Source organism: Pseudarthrobacter chlorophenolicus (assembly GCF_000962805.1).
Classification (GTDB): Bacteria; Actinomycetota; Actinomycetes; order Actinomycetales; family Micrococcaceae; genus Arthrobacter; species Arthrobacter chlorophenolicus_A.
Genome location: NZ_JZTW01000008.1, coordinates 139,463 through 154,442, shown reverse-complemented (window position 1 = coordinate 154,442; position 14,980 = coordinate 139,463). Strand labels below are relative to the sequence as shown.

The window sequence follows — 14,980 nt, the reverse complement described above, 5'->3', positions numbered from 1 at the left end:
GCGACGCGAAAAGGCCGTTACGTGGGCGTTATGTTGAGTGCCTTAGAGGGCAGCGTGGGGGAGGCGGACGACGGCGGCGCGCGGCCTTGGATGAAAGGTCCGGCTGCCGCCGTCGCGTGTTATTTCAACTGTGCGGGAATCAGCGCAGGTGGCGGCCGATCAGCGCCAGATTTTGGATGACGGCCAGGCCGAACTGTGCGGTGTCGTTGGTTGAAACCGTGGGTGCTTCGTCCACGGGGAGCAGCACATGGGGCGGCTCGATGGTCCGCAGGGTGAACGCAGATTCGTGGTTCAGGTGCTCGCCGCCTTCGCTGAAGCTCTCCCACGCACGGGCTGCCAGGTCACGATCCTGCAAACGCGCCGCCGCGTAAGCGCTCAAACGGCTATGCGCCTGGGTGAGGTAGATGCCGGCCAATGGTTCACCCACCTCGGCCACCTGTTCTTCCTTGGTGCCCAGGAACAGCCGGCAGTACTGCAGCCAGGCGCGCTCGAACTCCGGATCATCCACCAGGTCCACCAGCTCGCTGCAGATCTCCACCAAGCCAAACACGGCGGACAAATGGGAAACCGAAATCATCTCCCGGCCCGTATCGAAGCGGCCCTTGCCCAGGTCATACAGGGCTTCGCCGGTGAGGAAACCGTATTTCAGGGCGCCAATATCCGCCATGGTCCCCAGCAGCCTGTCGCGGGAACGCGGGTTGCCGGTGCGCTCCCAATCGGTGAGCCAGGTGGCGGCGAGCGAGCCCCAGTCCGTGCCCAGCCCCACGCCCAGGGCACCGCGGTTGGGTCGGTAGGTGTCCGCATCCGGGCGGACCTTGCGGACAGGGTCCAGGCCCAGGAAGTTCTGGTCACTGTCCACCAGCTCGGTCAGAAGGTCGCCGGTGCGCTCGTCCGCCGTGAGGTAGTAGTAGAAACGTCGGTAGGCGGGCGTGCTGATGCGCAATTGCTTGGCGCTGCAGCCCCAATGCTGCACGTTGTGCCGGGAACCCAGGCCCTTCCACGGGCCCAGATGGTAGACGTCCACCTCGCCGGTGTGCCGCGTCATGGCTTCGGCGAAGCGGAAGATGTCGGCCCGGCCGGAGCGCAGGTAGGAGTACCAGAGCCAGAGGTCGGGGGAGAGCTCCGAGTTGTCCCAGGCGTAGCCGCCCACGTCGTACCGCCACACGTGCCGGTCAAAGTCGTAGGTGTGCATCACGTCGCCGAAGTTCCAGAACCCATACCAGCGCCGCTGTTCAACCTGGCCTGCGTAGAAATCGAACAGGAAGTCGAGGTGGTCCTCGAGCCGTGCCCGCGCGGGGGTGGCCCGGTCCACCGGATCCCAGTCGCCGAACACGCCCACCGAGTGCAGGTACTCCGGAGTGGCCTGGAGCAGGGCAGGCGAGGAAGCCGCAGCGGCGTGGGCGGCGAGGCTTTCGGTGGACGGAGTGGCGTCGTAGGCGAACAGAGTTAACTCATGTGTGCGGGCAATTCCGGTGGGGTTTCCGAAGCCAGGTTCGTAGTCCTCGTAGGTGATTTCCAGGCCTTCAAGCTGTTCCTCGAACGTGTCCTGGCCCAGGCCGTCGTGGTAGAACCGCAGGTCCATGGGTTGGGCCTCGGGGGAGTAGAGCCAGGCTGTCACGGCGGCCTCGTTTCCGGCGGCGCCGCGGATGTCCAGCTGCCCGGGGTGGGACTGCCAAAAGTCCTTAACGCCGATCCCCAGCCCGCCGCGCGTATCGCTCAGGGAGCAGAAGCCGGCCGACCGGGTCCCGCCGGAGATGCCCACCCAGCCGTGGCCGGGTGCTGTCCGTTTGCGCAGTTCGAAGCCGTCCGCGCTGAGCTGGGTCAGCGTGTAATCGCCCCAGGACGGGATCAGGTGGAGGCGTTCGGAGACTTCGGGGTTCCAGGTGTCCGGTGCGGGGGTGGCACGTCCGCCGATCTGGGCGGCGCGCACGTCCGCACCCGGATCCCGGCGCAGCCCGGTGAGTCCGCGGACCGCCTCGGTGAGGAATCCGCCGTCGGCCCCGGCGATCCGGATGTGCCGGTTGTGCACCTCGGATTCCAGTGGCACGGTGAAGCGGACGCCCAGGCCGGCCAGGAAGTCGCGGTCCGCGTCGCCGTCCCAGATGAAGGAATGCACCATCCGCACGCTGCTGGCGTTGGCGTAGAAGTAGAAGCGGACCACGAACGGCAGCCAGCTGCGTCCCTCGCTGCCGGTGTGGTCCTGGCGGTGGCGGCCTTCCAGCCGGACCACGGCGCGGACCGGCCCGTCCTGTTCAAGCTCGACGGCGGTGACCTCGCCGGTGAACTGCCGGCGGCTGGCGGTGCCCGCCTCTTCCGGGATGCCGTCCTGCAGGAGGCTCACCAGGCGCGCGTCGCGTGCCACGGTCCGGCCACCGCGGGTGAGGCTGGTGAAGAGCGTGGAGCCGCTGCGGCTGATCACCATCTGCAGTGCTCCGGTGTCCACGGTGAGGGCGCCGGCGCTTTCGGTGACAGTGACACGCTCGCCGCCCAAGGCTTTCTGAGTATCCAGTGCTTTAGAGGCGCCCGACGGCGGTGCCTCGCCTACTGAAGGTGCGGCGCCGCCGTCGTACCTCACCCGGTAGCTGGCCGACGGCGAGTCCGTTGCCGGAAGCGCGATCCCGGCCCATTTCAGCGAGCCGTCAGGCCAGGTGGCCAGGGGCCATGCCTGGCTGGGAACGCGGGCGCCGGCGGCATCCGTCACCGTCAATGCGTCCGGCCCGTGGACGGTGCCGCGGGGGAAAGGCATCCCCCAGGTGGTTCCGTCGCTGGTCCCTGCCGGTGCTTCGCCGTCGATCCACCTGATGAGGGTACTGTCCGTCATGATGTCCGTTTCCGCTGGTTTTTGGCGCGCAGCTTCATCCCTGCCCACGCAAGGGAAAGCGCTTTCTTGAATGGTTTCAAACCTACTGCGCGGGCTGCGGGGTGGCAAGGGGTGGCCGAAAATTCGCGGGACTTTCGGCCTCGGATCAGGGCCTGGGGTGTGGTCCGTCGGGAACGTCGAACCTCTGGCCGGGGCCGGCCTTCTGTGCTGGACTGGGGGTGCACTGAGCACCACCGCCGCCGCTGGTCCTGTCCAGGGACGGCAGTTTTTCCAGGAAAGGCAATCCAGGCAGCACGTGGCCGGCCCGGGCCGGACACCGGAAGGAACACTCATGGCACCGTTCAAGATCGGCTACTTCGTAGGGAGCCTGGCAACCGGCTCCATTAACAGGGTCCTCGCCAACGCACTGATCAAGCTGGCCCCTGAAGACCTGAAATTCTCGGAGATCCCCATCCGGGACCTCCCGCTCTACAGCTATGACTACGACGCCGACTTCCCCGCCGAGGGCCGCGCCCTGAAAGAAGCCATCGAATCGTCCGACGGCATCCTCTTTGTCTCGCCCGAATACAACCGGTCCATTCCGGGCGCGCTGAAGAATGCCATCGACTGGGGGTCGCGCCCCTGGGGAAGCAATTCCTTTGCCCGCAAGCCCACCGGCATCATCGGCACCTCGCCGGGCAGCATTGGCACGGCCGTGATGCAGTCCTCCATGCGCAGCGTGCTCAGTTTCCTGGATGCGCCGCAGCTGAACGCTCCGGAGGCCTACATCCAGTACAAACCGGATGCCTTTGACGACGACGGCGAGCTCAGGGATGAGGGCACCGCCAAGTTCCTGCGCCACTACATTGAGGAATACAGCGCCTTTGTTGCCCGGGTGCTGGCCGCCAACGCCCCCGGCCACATCGGCGACCTGGAGCCGGACGCGGACAAGCTGTCCCGCTAGTTCCCTGGTACTTCCACGGCTGCTGCCGAAGGGCTCGTTGGGACGCTTCTGTGGACATACGAATGCCCGCCGTCCCAGCGACGGCGGGCATTCGAGTCTTCTACGGCCCCTGCGCGGGGCCGGGCTGGTGCTGCCGGGCTCAGTCCAGCGGCAGGGTGACCGTCACCGAGGTGCCGTGGCCGGGGCGGGAATCGATGTCCACGGAGCCGCCCGCTTCTTCCACCGCAACCGCCATGAGACGGAGGCCGTAGCCGTGGTGCCGCCCACGGTTGGCGCGGCTGCAATCAAAGCCCGTGCCGTCGTCGGCCACTTTCATCCGGATCCTGTGGTCCACCACGGCAAGCTGCACGCTGAGTTCGGAGGCGTCCGAGTACTTGTAGGCGTTGCTGATCACTTCGCGTGCCGACTGGTAGAGCAGGGACGCGCAGTCCGCCGGGATCTCGATGCCCCAGTGCGGAGTATCCCAGCGGACCGCGGTCCCACGTTGGCGGAGGGGCCCGGTCAGCCGGTCAATGCAGCCGGCCAGCCCCAGGGTGTGGAAGTCGAGCGGGTGCTGGTCCGTGAGGACCCCTCCCACCGCGATGACGTCCTTGTCATATGCTGTTTCGTTTCCCATGACTTCCTGCTCCCCAAGCTGGTTTGCCCTTCTTCGTCCAGCGTGGACCCGCAACTGCAGGGGTCAGTAAGGTTTGGGTCAAGATCCCATCAATTCTGCGTGCGGGACGTGCCTTCGGCGCGCATGTTTGTGTAGGAGCTGTTGCTTAGGACCCGTCCCCGGGGGTACGCCTTGTGGGACATGGCTCCCGCTGGGGGAGCCGGAAAGTAGGAAACATGCCCGAATGGCTGCAGGCCCTGATGTGGGGGACCATCGCCGGTGCCGCCCTGGTCCTGGGCGCAGCACTGTCCTGGCGGTGGTCGCTGCCGTCCAAGCTGGTGTCCTCCATCATGTCCTTCGGTGCGGGAGTGCTGATCTCCGCCCTCGCGTTCGAGCTGGTGGACGAGGCCGTCCAGGGCGGCGGGCTCTGGCCCACTGTGGCTGGCTTCCTGGCCGGCGCCGTGGTGTACGTGGGGGCCAACATGCTGCTTGCCCGGGCGGGCGCCAAGCACCGGAAAAGGTCCGGCGGCCAGCAGCCCTCCGAAAAGGACAATCCGGGCAGCGGAACGGCCATTGCCGTCGGGGCTCTGCTGGACGGCGTGCCCGAGTCCGTGGTCCTGGGTGTGACCATGCTTGCCGGCGGCGCGGTCAGCCCGGCCATGATGGCTGCCGTCTTCATCTCCAACGTTCCCGAAGGGCTGTCCGGAACAGCCGGCATGAAGAAAGCCGGCAGGAGCGCGGGGTACGTCTTCGGGCTATGGGGCGGGATTGCGGTCCTCAGCGGCCTGGCCGCGCTCATGGGATACACGCTGCTGGAAAACGCACCGGAGGAGCTGGTGGCGTTCATTACGTCCGTGGCCGCCGGCGGGATCCTGGCCATGCTGGCCGACACCATGATTCCGGAGGCCTTCGAGGAACACCACAACCTGACGGGGCTTACGGCCGCCGTGGGTTTCCTGACCGCCTTTACCATCCACCACGTAGGCGGATAGCGTTCCCGAAAGAAAAGGTGACAAAGCAAGACAAAGGACGTCCCATGTCCTGTACACTGATTCGAGATGAAGGCCGCCACGGAGTGTGGCCGAAGGAGATGACGTGACAGCAACACCCGCGGCGGTATCGTCAGCCAGGTTCAGCGCCCAGATCCGCTCCCAAGCGCTGCAGACCCGCATCATGGAACTCATCCTCGAACGCGGCCTGGACGTGGGCGATGCGCTGCCCACCGAGAGCGAACTCTCTGCCGAACTGGGAGTTGGCCGCAACACCGTCCGGGAATCCCTGAAGGTCCTGCAGGCCCTCGGCGTCATCGAAATCCGCCACGGCTTCGGCATGTTCGTGGCCCCCAATAACTTCAGTGCGCTGGTCTCCGGGCTGACGTTCCGTGGCAGGCTCTCGCTGCGCCACAAGGGCGAAGAAGCCATGGAGCTCATCGACGTGCGGCAGGCGCTCGAGTCCGGCCTGGTGGGGTCCGCCATCGACCTCCTGACGGACGAACACCTCGCCGACCTGCGGGCCGCCATGCAGGCCATGGAGGACGCCGCCGCCAAGGGGGAGTCCCTGGTGGAGCACGACGCCGAGTTCCACCGCCGGCTCTACGCGCCCCTGAACAATGAGCTGCTGATCAACCTCATGGATGTGTTCTGGCAGGTTTACCGGCAGATCCACGAAGCCCTGGGCTCCGGGCCGGTCAACCTGGAAGAACAGGCCCGGATCCACTGGGAGATCTATGAAGCCGTGGAGGCCCGTGACAAGGCATTGGCCTCCGAGCGGCTGCAGCGGCACTTCGATGGCATCCGCCTCAAGCTCAAGGACGTCGCCGCAGCCTAGCTGCACTCCCGGCTTTTCCATGCGTCCCTGTTACGGGCGCTGCCCGGCCATGCCCTGGCCGGTGCCATTTTTTGTTCTCGATTCGCGTAGAGAGTGACTTTGCCGTGGAAATTTTCGTAGTGCCAACAGCCTCCGCCACCGGTTCCGTCGCCGCCGGCATCCTGGCCGCCGTGGTCCGCAGCAACCCCGACGCCGTCCTGGGGCTTGCGACGGGAGGCTCGCCGCTGCCCATCTACAGGGCGCTCGCAGAACACTCCGTGGAGATGGGCGCCGTCCGAGGGTTTGCCCTTGACGAGTATGTTGGCCTGCCCGCCGGGCATCCCGAAAGCTACGCCGAAGTCATCCGCCGTGAGGTGACCGTGCGGCTGGGCCTGGACCCGGCAAAGGTTGCGGTGCCCGACGGCGGAGCCCCGGATCCGCGACAGGCTGCGGCAGATTACGACGCGGCCATAGCCCGTGCCGGCGGCATTGATGTGCAGATCCTGGGCATCGGCCACAACGGGCACATTGCCTTCAACGAGCCGGGTTCGGCCCTCGATTCGCGGACTCGGGTGGAAGTGCTCACCAAACGCACCCGGCAGGCCAACGCCCGGTATTTTGCATCGCCGGACGATGTCCCCGCCCAGTGCATCACCCAGGGGCTGGGCACCATCATGGAAGCCCGGCAGCTGCTCCTGGTAGTCAGCGGGGCGGACAAGGCAGAGATCCTTGCGGCAGCCCTGCAGGGGCCCGTGTCCGCCGACTGCCCGGCGTCAATCCTGCAGCGCCATGCGCATGTCACCGTTGTGGCGGACGAAGCCGCCGCGGCCAGGCTGGCCCCCGGAACCGGCGAGGTCACCGTGCGGGTGGCCGGTGCCGCCGTCGGCGTCTGACTCAGGACGCGTCAGCGGCACCCGGCGGGGTGCGTTCGTACTCCTCGATCACCACTCCTGACTCGAAAGTCCGCGACTTGACGGGCTGGAAACCTGACGGTGCAAAGGCAGTGTTTCCGAACAGCGGGATGCCGGCCCCGAGGACAACGGGGTTGCGTTTGAGGATGATCCTGTCGATCTCGGGGAGCAGCGCCCCGGCCAGCGTGCCGCCGCCGCAGAGGTAGATGTCCAGGCCTTCCTCCCCTTTGAGGCTTCGGACGGTGGCCAGGGCGTCGTCGGTGAACGTGACTGCCGGGTTGGAACTGGTCCTGGTGCGCGTGGCGACGTACTCGTTCAGGTGGGCGTAGGGGCTGTCGATGCCCAGGGCGAGGCCCACGTTGTAGCTGTTCCAGCCCTGGATGACGGTGTCGAAACGGTTCTTTGGCGCCTCAATGCCCAGCCCTCCCAGGACGTGGGTGGGCAGGGCGTCGGCGAACTCGGTGAAGAGCACCTGCATGTGGTCGCCCTCGACTGGGAAGACATCGAATGAGCCGTCGGGTGCGGCGATGTAGCCGTCAACCGATGCTGCGACGTAGTAGACAAGTTCCCGCATAATTTCCCCAATCGCGGACGGATGTTGTCTTTGGACCCTACAGGATGGCATCTGGCGATGAAGCTGGCCGGCGCCGGCACGTGTAGCGTGCAGGGAGATCAATCAGCCTGAGGGGGCAGCGCGTTGAACATCATTGACTACCTGATCATCGCCATCTTCCTGGCGGTGGCCGTGCTTATTGCCTTTGTCATCCACAAGCACCGGAACGCCCGCCGGGTTACGGCCATCCTCGCCGTTATTGGGGCTGGCCTTGCCGTGTTCCAGTATGGGCGGTGGGAGGTCACGCCCACCCTGAAAGTCCTTGAACGGGCGGCCTCTTCCGACGACGTTGTCACGGCCAACTTTTCGCTGTACGGCGGCATCAACACGGAGTCTGCCCGGTACCTCGGGACGCGGGCAGGATCCAAAATCTTTGTTGCCACGCGCGACGCGAACGGCGAAGAGATCATCTGCCTGCTGATCGAACCGGGTGACACGGCCTCGCCGCCTGCCGCCGGATGTGCCGGAATGCGATCCGGCCACGATCCCATTGTCACGCTGAGCGACCAGGCAGGACGTGAACTGACGCTTGTCCCCGACCAGTACGACACCAACGAGCTGCAGGCCATTGGCTGGACGAAGATCAGTGACAACCTCTTCAGGGGACGGCAGTGACCGCGGCCACAGTGGCACCGATGAAGGTGCCGTGAGGGGCCGGCCCGTTCGTACCTGCGGGCAGGAAACCGCATGACCTCCGGCCGCAGGCTGGCCGTCAGCCGGACCTTGGTGTGGGCGGCTGGTGTTGCCGGCACGGTGCATGCAGCATTCAGTGCGTACTGGGCCGCTGGCGGTCAATGGCTTCTGGCAACGGTTGGCACCTGGGCGGTGGACTTGTCGGCGGACGCGCCACTTGAGGCGGGGCTCGCGTTGGCTGGAATTGCCGTGGTGAAGTTGCTCGCAGCCGCAATTCCCGTGGGTGCCGCCTACGGGCGCGTGCCCTGGCCCGGGCTATGGCGTCGGGTGGCCTGGTGTGGAGGGTCGTTTCTCGTCGTTTACGGCGGTGTGAATGCCGCAGTAAGCAGCGCCGTCCTTGCGGGCTTGATCAGGCCTGATGGCGGCTACGACCGGGCCGCGATGATCGGCCACGCATGGTTGTGGGACCCGTTGTTCTTCGTGTGGGGTGCGGCCCTGGTGCTGTCCCTCTGGTTCTCGCGAGATTCGAGTCAGGATATGGAACATGGGGAATAACAGCGATACCGGCCAGCTGGTCCAGTTGGGCAGCTGGGACGTCTGGAAGGGTGCGCTTGCAAAGCCGGGCGCCTCTTGGGAGGGCATCCTGGCGGGGCGCTTAGCGGACAGGGACATCATGCCCAGGTGCGCACCCGAGGACTTCCCGATGTCGGGATGGAGGGTGGTGCACACCGCCGAAGAACCTTGGGCGGAAAAAGTCCTGATCCTGGCCGCCCCGTCCGCCAGTATCGCTGAACGCTGGGTACTGATCCAGCTCGCAGGCGGCCGTGAGGGCTGGTGGCTCGGAGGACCGGCCAGCCATGTTCCCGTCCCGGTGCGTGAAATGCGGAGGCAGGGACTGCACTTACAGTGGGCGCGGGACGCGTTTTCTGTAGAACGGGGGTCCACGCCTGATGCGGCCGTCGAGTTGCTGAACGTCGGTGACAAGGTGTGGGAGCCCACTGAGGAAGACCGGCGCCACGTGCAGGGAATGGTTCTTGACCTGCAAGGCGAACAGCTCGGAACCGGGTGGTATGCCCACGGGCTCACTGACCAGTTGCCCACGCTAATGCCTGGCGCGCGGATCACCTTGCCGGTCTCGTTCAACCACACCGAACTACGGCACTTGGCGCCGGGGAACTGCTTGCTCGCGGCAAATCTCAGTTCCCTGCACCTTTGGACCGGCACCCGCGCCGCGCTGCGCATCATGTAGGTGGAAGGGTGGCGCAGCGGGCGTTGCCCTGCGGCAGTGTAACGTGCAGGAAGATCACCAGCCTGAGGGGGCAGCGCTTTGAACCAATTCGATGATCCGTACGGGGGCCCAACGGGCCGGCCTGCCGGCTGGATGGCCCAAACGACTCCGCCTTGGGCTGAGGTCCCTGGGAGTCAAGGTAGGGCGGCGCCGCTGACGGCGTTCTGGAAACTCATGGTTGTCCTGGCGGTTGTAGCTGGCCTTGGGACGTGTGCTGTCCTGGGGCTCGCCTACACGCGGTTCTTCATGGTGGTCCCCGGTACGGTGGAGGTCCTGGAGCGGCAGTTGACGAAGCAGGATGCCGTCCCGGCTATCCAGGACGATAGCGGGGACGCGCGGATCCGGGAATCCAAGTTCCTGGCCACATACGAGTCGATGTCCTATTACGCCGCACCAGGTTTCGTCCCCGGGGTGGCATGCCTGGTGGGTACGTACCCGTGGGACGACGAATTCGGTTACTGGGAAGCATGTACTGAGATCGGCGACGGCCGGGACTTCCTGGTGGATGTGGCGGATCCGGATGACAGGGCTGTTCTCTTCGTACCCGATCAGTTCGACCACACCCCGCTGGAGCGTGATGGCTGGGTGACGCTGCACCGGAACCTGCTGATCCAGCCCCTGGTAGAAGCGGAACGGCCCACACAACCGCTTACCCGTGCCGCCGGATATTAGGAGAGAGCGGCCCCAGGTTTTGAAGGTGAGGCGGGCCGAGGTGGTCCTGGTCCACGGACTTTGGCACCAGCCGGCACACTTCGAGTGAATCCGACTCGTAGGTTTTCTGGCTTAGCCCAGCTTTCTCATCCGTATCGAAAGCCCTAGGATCAGGTGATCTTTTCGAGGCAACTGGGCGATACAACCCTCTCGGCGCTGGCCGGATTATTGATGAGGGCAGCAGCCGGGCGGACGGGGCGTCGCTGAAGATCTCCTCCGCAGTTTGGACAAGCACGATTCGGGAATCGTTCAACGCAGTCCGGACACCAGGTGCACTCAAAGGTGCAAATATAAGCCGCCGCAGACGGAGCTATGTCTACGTCGCAACATTCGCAGTTCGGTCGGATCTCAAGCACTCAGCAACTCTATCTTTGGGAAGCAAAATGGTGGTCGGGCCATTGCGGCATGTCGGCCCCACTCTTGGAGCTAAAAGACACAACGATGGAATTGATCATGAAATGGTATCGATATGTGCACCCGCTGATTTTTGTCGCGTCATTTATGCCGCTGGTGTTGTCGCTGGTTCCATTCTGGCAAGGTGTGGTGATTCCACTTGCCGCCCTTCTGCCATATGCCGCCAACGAAATAGTGCTGGCTCGAAGGGAAAAGATGGGCAGGAGGAAAGCGGCCGTTTACCGCTAGGCTTGGCGGATGGCGTTGGGGGACGCGGTGCATCCGCATGGCAGGCAGGCATCCAGGGTGGTGCTCGATGCCTACGGCTTTATCAAGGGCTGGATGATCGCGACGTCACTGTGGGTGGGCGTGCTGCTGCTGGTCGTGGGGACCTACTTCGGTATACCAGCAGCCCGCACAGGACTTGAGGCGAGCCAGCTGCTGGGCATCTTGGGCATGGCAAATTTTTACGGTTACGGGGTCTCCTTGTTGTTCGCAGCTCCGCTGGGGTGGTTTCTAAGCTTCCTGTTGCGTCCGGTCGGCCGGCAGTCGATTCACATCGGGGCGTTTTTCGCTGTGCCCACCATTGCGTTCTGGCTTGTCGGCAATGCCCTGGGGCTGGGGTGGCAGCCCTGGCGTCTCATCCCTAGGTCCACCGTGGGCGCGGCTGCGGCCGCTGGCCGGTGGGCCGTCCCTAATGACGTCCTGTACGTGGATCCTGACGGAGCCCGGCAATGACCCGTTACCGCTGGGTTCCCTTCTCAATTCTCGCCGTTGTCCTGATCCTGATCGCGTGGGCAGGATCAGTTCTCTGGAGCGCAACTGATGAGGGCGCGGTTCCATCCGACTCGGACTTTCCACAGATTCCACCTGCGGGTGAGAGGGTGCAGGTCTCCACGCAGTGCGGATCTGGTGGATGCTGGCGGGAAATGGTCATAGACGTTGAATCGCCAGAGACCCCAGAGTCACTCGGGGCAGCTATGGGCTTGGTGCCGGAACGTTGCGGGCCTTTGAATCTGTGGACGCTGCGCAAGACGTGCAGCGGCATTGCCTCATCCACCGGAGAAGACCTCTCGATCTACCTGATGTACTCCCCGCTGGTGTCCAAATATTAGGACCCTGGACCGGGGAACAGGCGCAGATCCTTTTCCTTGCCGGTTCTAAACAGGTCCAGGTCCAATTCAGCTGCGGTGCTTCTGCCATTGCCACGCGTGCCAAAACAGCAGGCAAAGAATCAGCACCACTCCGATAATCAGGGTATGGGGAGCGAACGTCATCATGAGGAATGGAAGGGCACCCGGACCGTTTATGGGCCCCGCGGTAAACATCATTGTCGAAAGGGCCGATATTCCGGCCCCGACCAATAGCGCAGCCAAGAGCCACAACACCGCGATGAATGGATTGAACAACCACCGGGTCTTCTGCCCGGCCAACTCATGTTCTGCCGGAGCCGCGTAGACCCCGGATTCCCCATCCTGGTCAACTTCCCGAAAATTGATTCCGCTCGCCGTCGGCTGGTTCATGATTCCCCCCCCATGGAACTGCAACGGCTATTGCCGCCGAAATTCCACCTTATCGCTCAAGACCGTCGACGGCTTGGCCGCCGCCAGCGGGTGGGCCCGGATAACCGGGCCCACCCTGTCAAGCTAGCCAGCGGCCAGCGGCCAGCGGCCTCGAGTCCGGGACCGGTGCTACGCCCGGAACCGGCGCAAAGCCAGGGTGACCAGCCCTCCGAAGACGAGCAGTCCCAGGCCCACCAGCAACAGGCCGGTGTTTGCACCTGTATTGGCGAGTGCCGTCGGAACCGTTGACTGGGTAGCCGCAACGGGGACGACGGCGGCGGCCTGGTTTTTAGTAGTGGCGGCCGGAGGCTGCACCGTGCCCGGCGTGGTGACGGCCGGGGTGGTGACTGCCGGCGGGTTCACGACCGGGGGAGTCACTACCGGAGGGGTGACCACAGGCGGGTTCACTACCGGGGGAGTCACCACCGGAGGGGTGACCACGGGTGGGTTCACTACCGGGGGAGTCACTACCGGAGGGGTCACCACTGGGGGAGCCACCACTGGGGGGTTCACAACGGTGGCGGTGGAGTCACCGACCAGGCCCACGGACGTCGCACCGAGGGAGATGGGCAGCGTCACGGGTGCAACAATCTGGGTGCCGGAGAGGACCCCGTCCGTTCCGCTGGTGCTGGCAGGGCCGGCCGGGGACGTGGTGTTCCCGTTGTCGGCGTCTGAGCCCTCAACGCTTGCTGCAGAGTCACCGATCAGGCCTGCCGATGTGGCACCGAGATTGATGGGCGCCGTGATGGGGGCAATCACCTGGGTGCCGGACAGTATTCCATCTGTGCCGTCGGTGGCTGCGGGGGCCTGGCCTGCGGGTGCCGGCGGGGTGCTGCTGGTTCCGGCGCCTTCGACGCTGGCCGCTGAATCTCCCACAGCGCCAACCGACGTGGCACCCAGGTTGATGGGCGACGTAATGGGTGCCACCACCTGGGTTCCGGAGCCGATGCCGTCAGTGCCGTCGGTAGCCGCCGCTGGGGCGGGTGACGGAGCGGGCGCCGGCGCGGTTCCGGTGCCCTGCGTGTCCGCTGCCGAGTCACCAACCGCGCCCACGGATGTGGCCCCGATGGTGATGGGAACCGTGACCGGTGCGATGACCTGGGTTCCCGAGAGGATCCCGTTGTCACCGCCCGTAGACGCAGCGGGTGCTGTGTACGCGGCCGGTGCCGGGGCCGGTGCGGCGTTCGTAGTGCTGGCCGCCGAGTCGCCCAGCAGGCCCACGGACGTGGCGCCGAGATTGACTGGAACGGTGACCGGAGCAATGACCTGGGTTCCGGAGAGGATCCCGTCGTTGCCAGCCGTTGACGCCGGGGCAGTAGACGCGGCTGCAGCGGGTGAACCGGTAGGTGCATTGTCGGTGCCCGCCGTCGAGTCCCCCAGCAGGCCAAGGGATGTGGCGCCGAGGTTCACCGGGATGTTGATGGGCGCCACTGCCTGGGTGCCGGACAGCAGCCCGTCCGTGCCTGAGGTGGTGTTGTCTGCTGCGTTGGCGGCCACGCCGCCGAACGCCAAGAGGCCGCCAGCGACGGCGGTGCCGAGCAGGCACCTGCGGATGTTGCGATGCATCATGGGAGTGTCTCCTGAAAAGTTGGTTGGGCATTTTGCCTAGCCCTGGGATTGGCTCGTATCCCGCAACGAAACGCTGCGGGGAGGGGCCTCAACTAGTCAGGTGAAGAACCGGGGTCAAAGGACACCGGGGCGGGGGCAGCGAGTATCAGGCCCTCGACGGCGGCTGTTCCGTCCGCCGGGACATGGAAGTTGTACGTGCTGAGCCAGGCAGGACCTGCCGGGCCGTTGCCGCCGGATGTGCCGGCTCCGCCCGTGGTGGACGCGGGGGTACCAACCAGCGGTTCACCCGGGATGTGCCCCGGTGCGGGAACCGGAAGTTCCCCGGACGCCGCGGCAACCGTCGCGGCTGCGGGAGCCAAGCTGTGGGGCTGGCCGGCGGCGGTCAGGGAAAAGTCATGGGCGGGAGACGCCGCAGGAGCATTGACTGCCGTGGAGGCCGGCTGCGCCGGCGCAGGGGCGGAGTCGCTGACCGGGGCGGAACCCTCAGCGGCGGGGACCTCCGGCGCGGGAAGCAGAGCGGGCACGGGAACGGCGCCAGCGGGATCGGCCAGATCCGGGGTGACAGGAATGGCAGGAGGCTCTACGGCTTCAGTGGGTGGAACCGGTATGACCCCGGTGACGGGAGCCAGGACGGGATCCAGTGGCGTCAGCACGGCCTCCGTCACGGGGACAACCGTGCCGCCCACCGTCGAGTCGACCACGTGGTCTACCGTACTGGCGACGGGGTCGAGGACCGCCGGAACGGTGCCGGCCGGCACCACTTTGTTGACTACGGGAAGGCTCTGGACTGCCTTGTCAGTCAGCGTGGTGACGTCTTGGACCACCGGGGCCAGGGAAGGCGTGGGGACCAACGAGGCAACCGTGGAACCGGGCGCTTTCGCCAAGCCGCCACCGAGCCCGGCCTTCACCGGTTCCAGGACGTTTTTGGCCTCGGCCGTGACGTGGCCGGTCACTGAATTCAAGGATGAGCTGACGGAGCCGAGCAGGGGATCGCGTGATGGGCCCTGGTCTGCGGATGCTGCACCGGCAGTCAATGCCAGCCAGGACGTGGCGGCGGCTGCTGCGAGAAGAACCGGGCGGAGAAGCGCCCAAGCCTTGTGTTGCGACTGCACTTGAAAACTCCTCCCCCCAGAGA

17 protein-coding genes are annotated in these 14,980 nt (G+C 65.5%); 10 read left to right on the top strand and 7 right to left on the bottom strand.

From position 1 onward, the window contains the following. Nucleotides 1-139: 139 nt before the first annotated feature. Entirely contained in the window at nt 140-2,821 is a 2,682-nt protein-coding gene (locus UC32_RS10395) for an exo-rhamnogalacturonan lyase family protein (protein ID WP_045731190.1), read from the bottom strand. Nucleotides 2,822-3,152: 331 nt separating this feature from the next. On the opposite strand from UC32_RS10395, the gene UC32_RS10390 reads away from it, so the two are divergent. Further along, the gene (locus tag UC32_RS10390; RefSeq protein ID WP_045731189.1) at nt 3,153-3,764 is read left to right on the top strand and encodes an NADPH-dependent FMN reductase; all 612 of its coding nucleotides are present in this window, start codon (nt 3,153-3,155) and stop codon (nt 3,762-3,764) included. Between the two features lie 139 nt (nt 3,765-3,903). Here the strand turns inward: UC32_RS10390 and UC32_RS10385 are convergent, their stop codons facing one another. After that, nucleotides 3,904-4,380 (bottom strand): sensor histidine kinase, encoded by a 477-nt coding sequence (locus UC32_RS10385; RefSeq protein ID WP_015938559.1) that lies wholly within the window; start codon nt 4,378-4,380, stop codon nt 3,904-3,906. A 215-nt stretch (nt 4,381-4,595) separates the two neighbouring features. Between UC32_RS10385 and UC32_RS10380 the strand changes: the two genes are divergently transcribed. The 3 genes from UC32_RS10380 (at nt 4,596) to UC32_RS10370 (ending at nt 7,058) form a co-directional block, all read left to right on the top strand. After that, nucleotides 4,596-5,351 carry a ZIP family metal transporter gene (locus UC32_RS10380; protein ID WP_045731144.1) on the top strand — a complete coding sequence of 252 codons (756 nt, stop codon included), beginning with the start codon at nt 4,596-4,598 and terminating at the stop codon, nt 5,349-5,351. A gap of 103 nt (nt 5,352-5,454) precedes the next feature. After that, on the top strand, nt 5,455-6,186 hold the full coding sequence (locus UC32_RS10375; RefSeq protein ID WP_045731188.1) for a FadR/GntR family transcriptional regulator: 732 nt from the start codon (nt 5,455-5,457) through the stop codon (nt 6,184-6,186). A gap of 104 nt (nt 6,187-6,290) precedes the next feature. Continuing rightward, entirely contained in the window at nt 6,291-7,058 is a 768-nt protein-coding gene (locus UC32_RS10370; RefSeq protein ID WP_045731143.1) for a glucosamine-6-phosphate deaminase, read from the top strand. A gap of 1 nt (nt 7,059) precedes the next feature. On the opposite strand, the gene UC32_RS10365 is transcribed toward UC32_RS10370, so the two are convergent. Then, nucleotides 7,060-7,650, bottom strand: a complete 591-nt coding sequence (locus UC32_RS10365) for a dihydrofolate reductase family protein (RefSeq protein WP_045731142.1) — start codon at nt 7,648-7,650, stop codon at nt 7,060-7,062. Nucleotides 7,651-7,773: 123 nt separating this feature from the next. On the opposite strand from UC32_RS10365, the gene UC32_RS10360 reads away from it, so the two are divergent. From UC32_RS10360 to UC32_RS10345, 4 genes are all read left to right on the top strand, one after another. Continuing rightward, complete coding sequence (locus tag UC32_RS10360) at nt 7,774-8,304, top strand: hypothetical protein (RefSeq protein WP_045731141.1); 531 nt, start codon at nt 7,774-7,776, stop codon at nt 8,302-8,304. A 72-nt stretch (nt 8,305-8,376) separates the two neighbouring features. Continuing rightward, nucleotides 8,377-8,877 carry a DUF3995 domain-containing protein gene (locus UC32_RS10355; protein ID WP_045731140.1) on the top strand — a complete coding sequence of 167 codons (501 nt, stop codon included), beginning with the start codon at nt 8,377-8,379 and terminating at the stop codon, nt 8,875-8,877. Further along, a complete protein-coding gene (locus UC32_RS10350) occupies nt 8,867-9,571 on the top strand; it encodes a hypothetical protein (protein WP_045731139.1) in 705 nt (234 codons plus the stop codon). Before UC32_RS10355 ends, UC32_RS10350 begins: the two co-directional genes overlap by 11 nt. Nucleotides 9,572-9,784: 213 nt before the next feature. Next, complete coding sequence (locus UC32_RS10345) at nt 9,785-10,282, top strand: hypothetical protein (protein ID WP_045731138.1); 498 nt, start codon at nt 9,785-9,787, stop codon at nt 10,280-10,282. 149 nt (nt 10,283-10,431) lie between these two features. Here UC32_RS10345 and UC32_RS20350 read toward each other — a convergent pair whose 3' ends face one another. Next, entirely contained in the window at nt 10,432-10,677 is a 246-nt protein-coding gene (locus tag UC32_RS20350; RefSeq protein WP_082072048.1) for a DUF1272 domain-containing protein, read from the bottom strand. Between the two features lie 85 nt (nt 10,678-10,762). Here UC32_RS20350 and UC32_RS10340 point away from each other — a divergent pair, with 85 nt between their 5' ends. Both UC32_RS10340 and UC32_RS10335 read left to right on the top strand, forming a co-directional pair. Continuing rightward, the gene (locus UC32_RS10340) at nt 10,763-10,963 is read left to right on the top strand and encodes a hypothetical protein (RefSeq protein WP_152642600.1); all 201 of its coding nucleotides are present in this window, start codon (nt 10,763-10,765) and stop codon (nt 10,961-10,963) included. A 9-nt stretch (nt 10,964-10,972) separates the two neighbouring features. Beyond that, nucleotides 10,973-11,452, top strand: a complete 480-nt coding sequence (locus UC32_RS10335; protein WP_045731136.1) for a hypothetical protein — start codon at nt 10,973-10,975, stop codon at nt 11,450-11,452. A 443-nt stretch (nt 11,453-11,895) separates the two neighbouring features. Here UC32_RS10335 and UC32_RS10330 read toward each other — a convergent pair whose 3' ends face one another. From UC32_RS10330 to UC32_RS10320, 3 genes are all read right to left on the bottom strand, one after another. Further along, nucleotides 11,896-12,237, bottom strand: coding sequence for a hypothetical protein (locus UC32_RS10330; RefSeq protein ID WP_045731187.1), 342 nt, complete (start codon nt 12,235-12,237; stop codon nt 11,896-11,898). A gap of 168 nt (nt 12,238-12,405) precedes the next feature. Next, nucleotides 12,406-13,845: a chaplin family protein gene (locus UC32_RS20565; RefSeq protein ID WP_045731135.1), complete on the bottom strand. Its 1,440-nt coding sequence runs from the start codon at nt 13,843-13,845 to the stop codon at nt 12,406-12,408. A gap of 92 nt (nt 13,846-13,937) precedes the next feature. After that, nucleotides 13,938-14,957 carry a hypothetical protein gene (locus UC32_RS10320; protein ID WP_045731134.1) on the bottom strand — a complete coding sequence of 340 codons (1,020 nt, stop codon included), beginning with the start codon at nt 14,955-14,957 and terminating at the stop codon, nt 13,938-13,940. Nucleotides 14,958-14,980 lie beyond the last annotated feature (23 nt).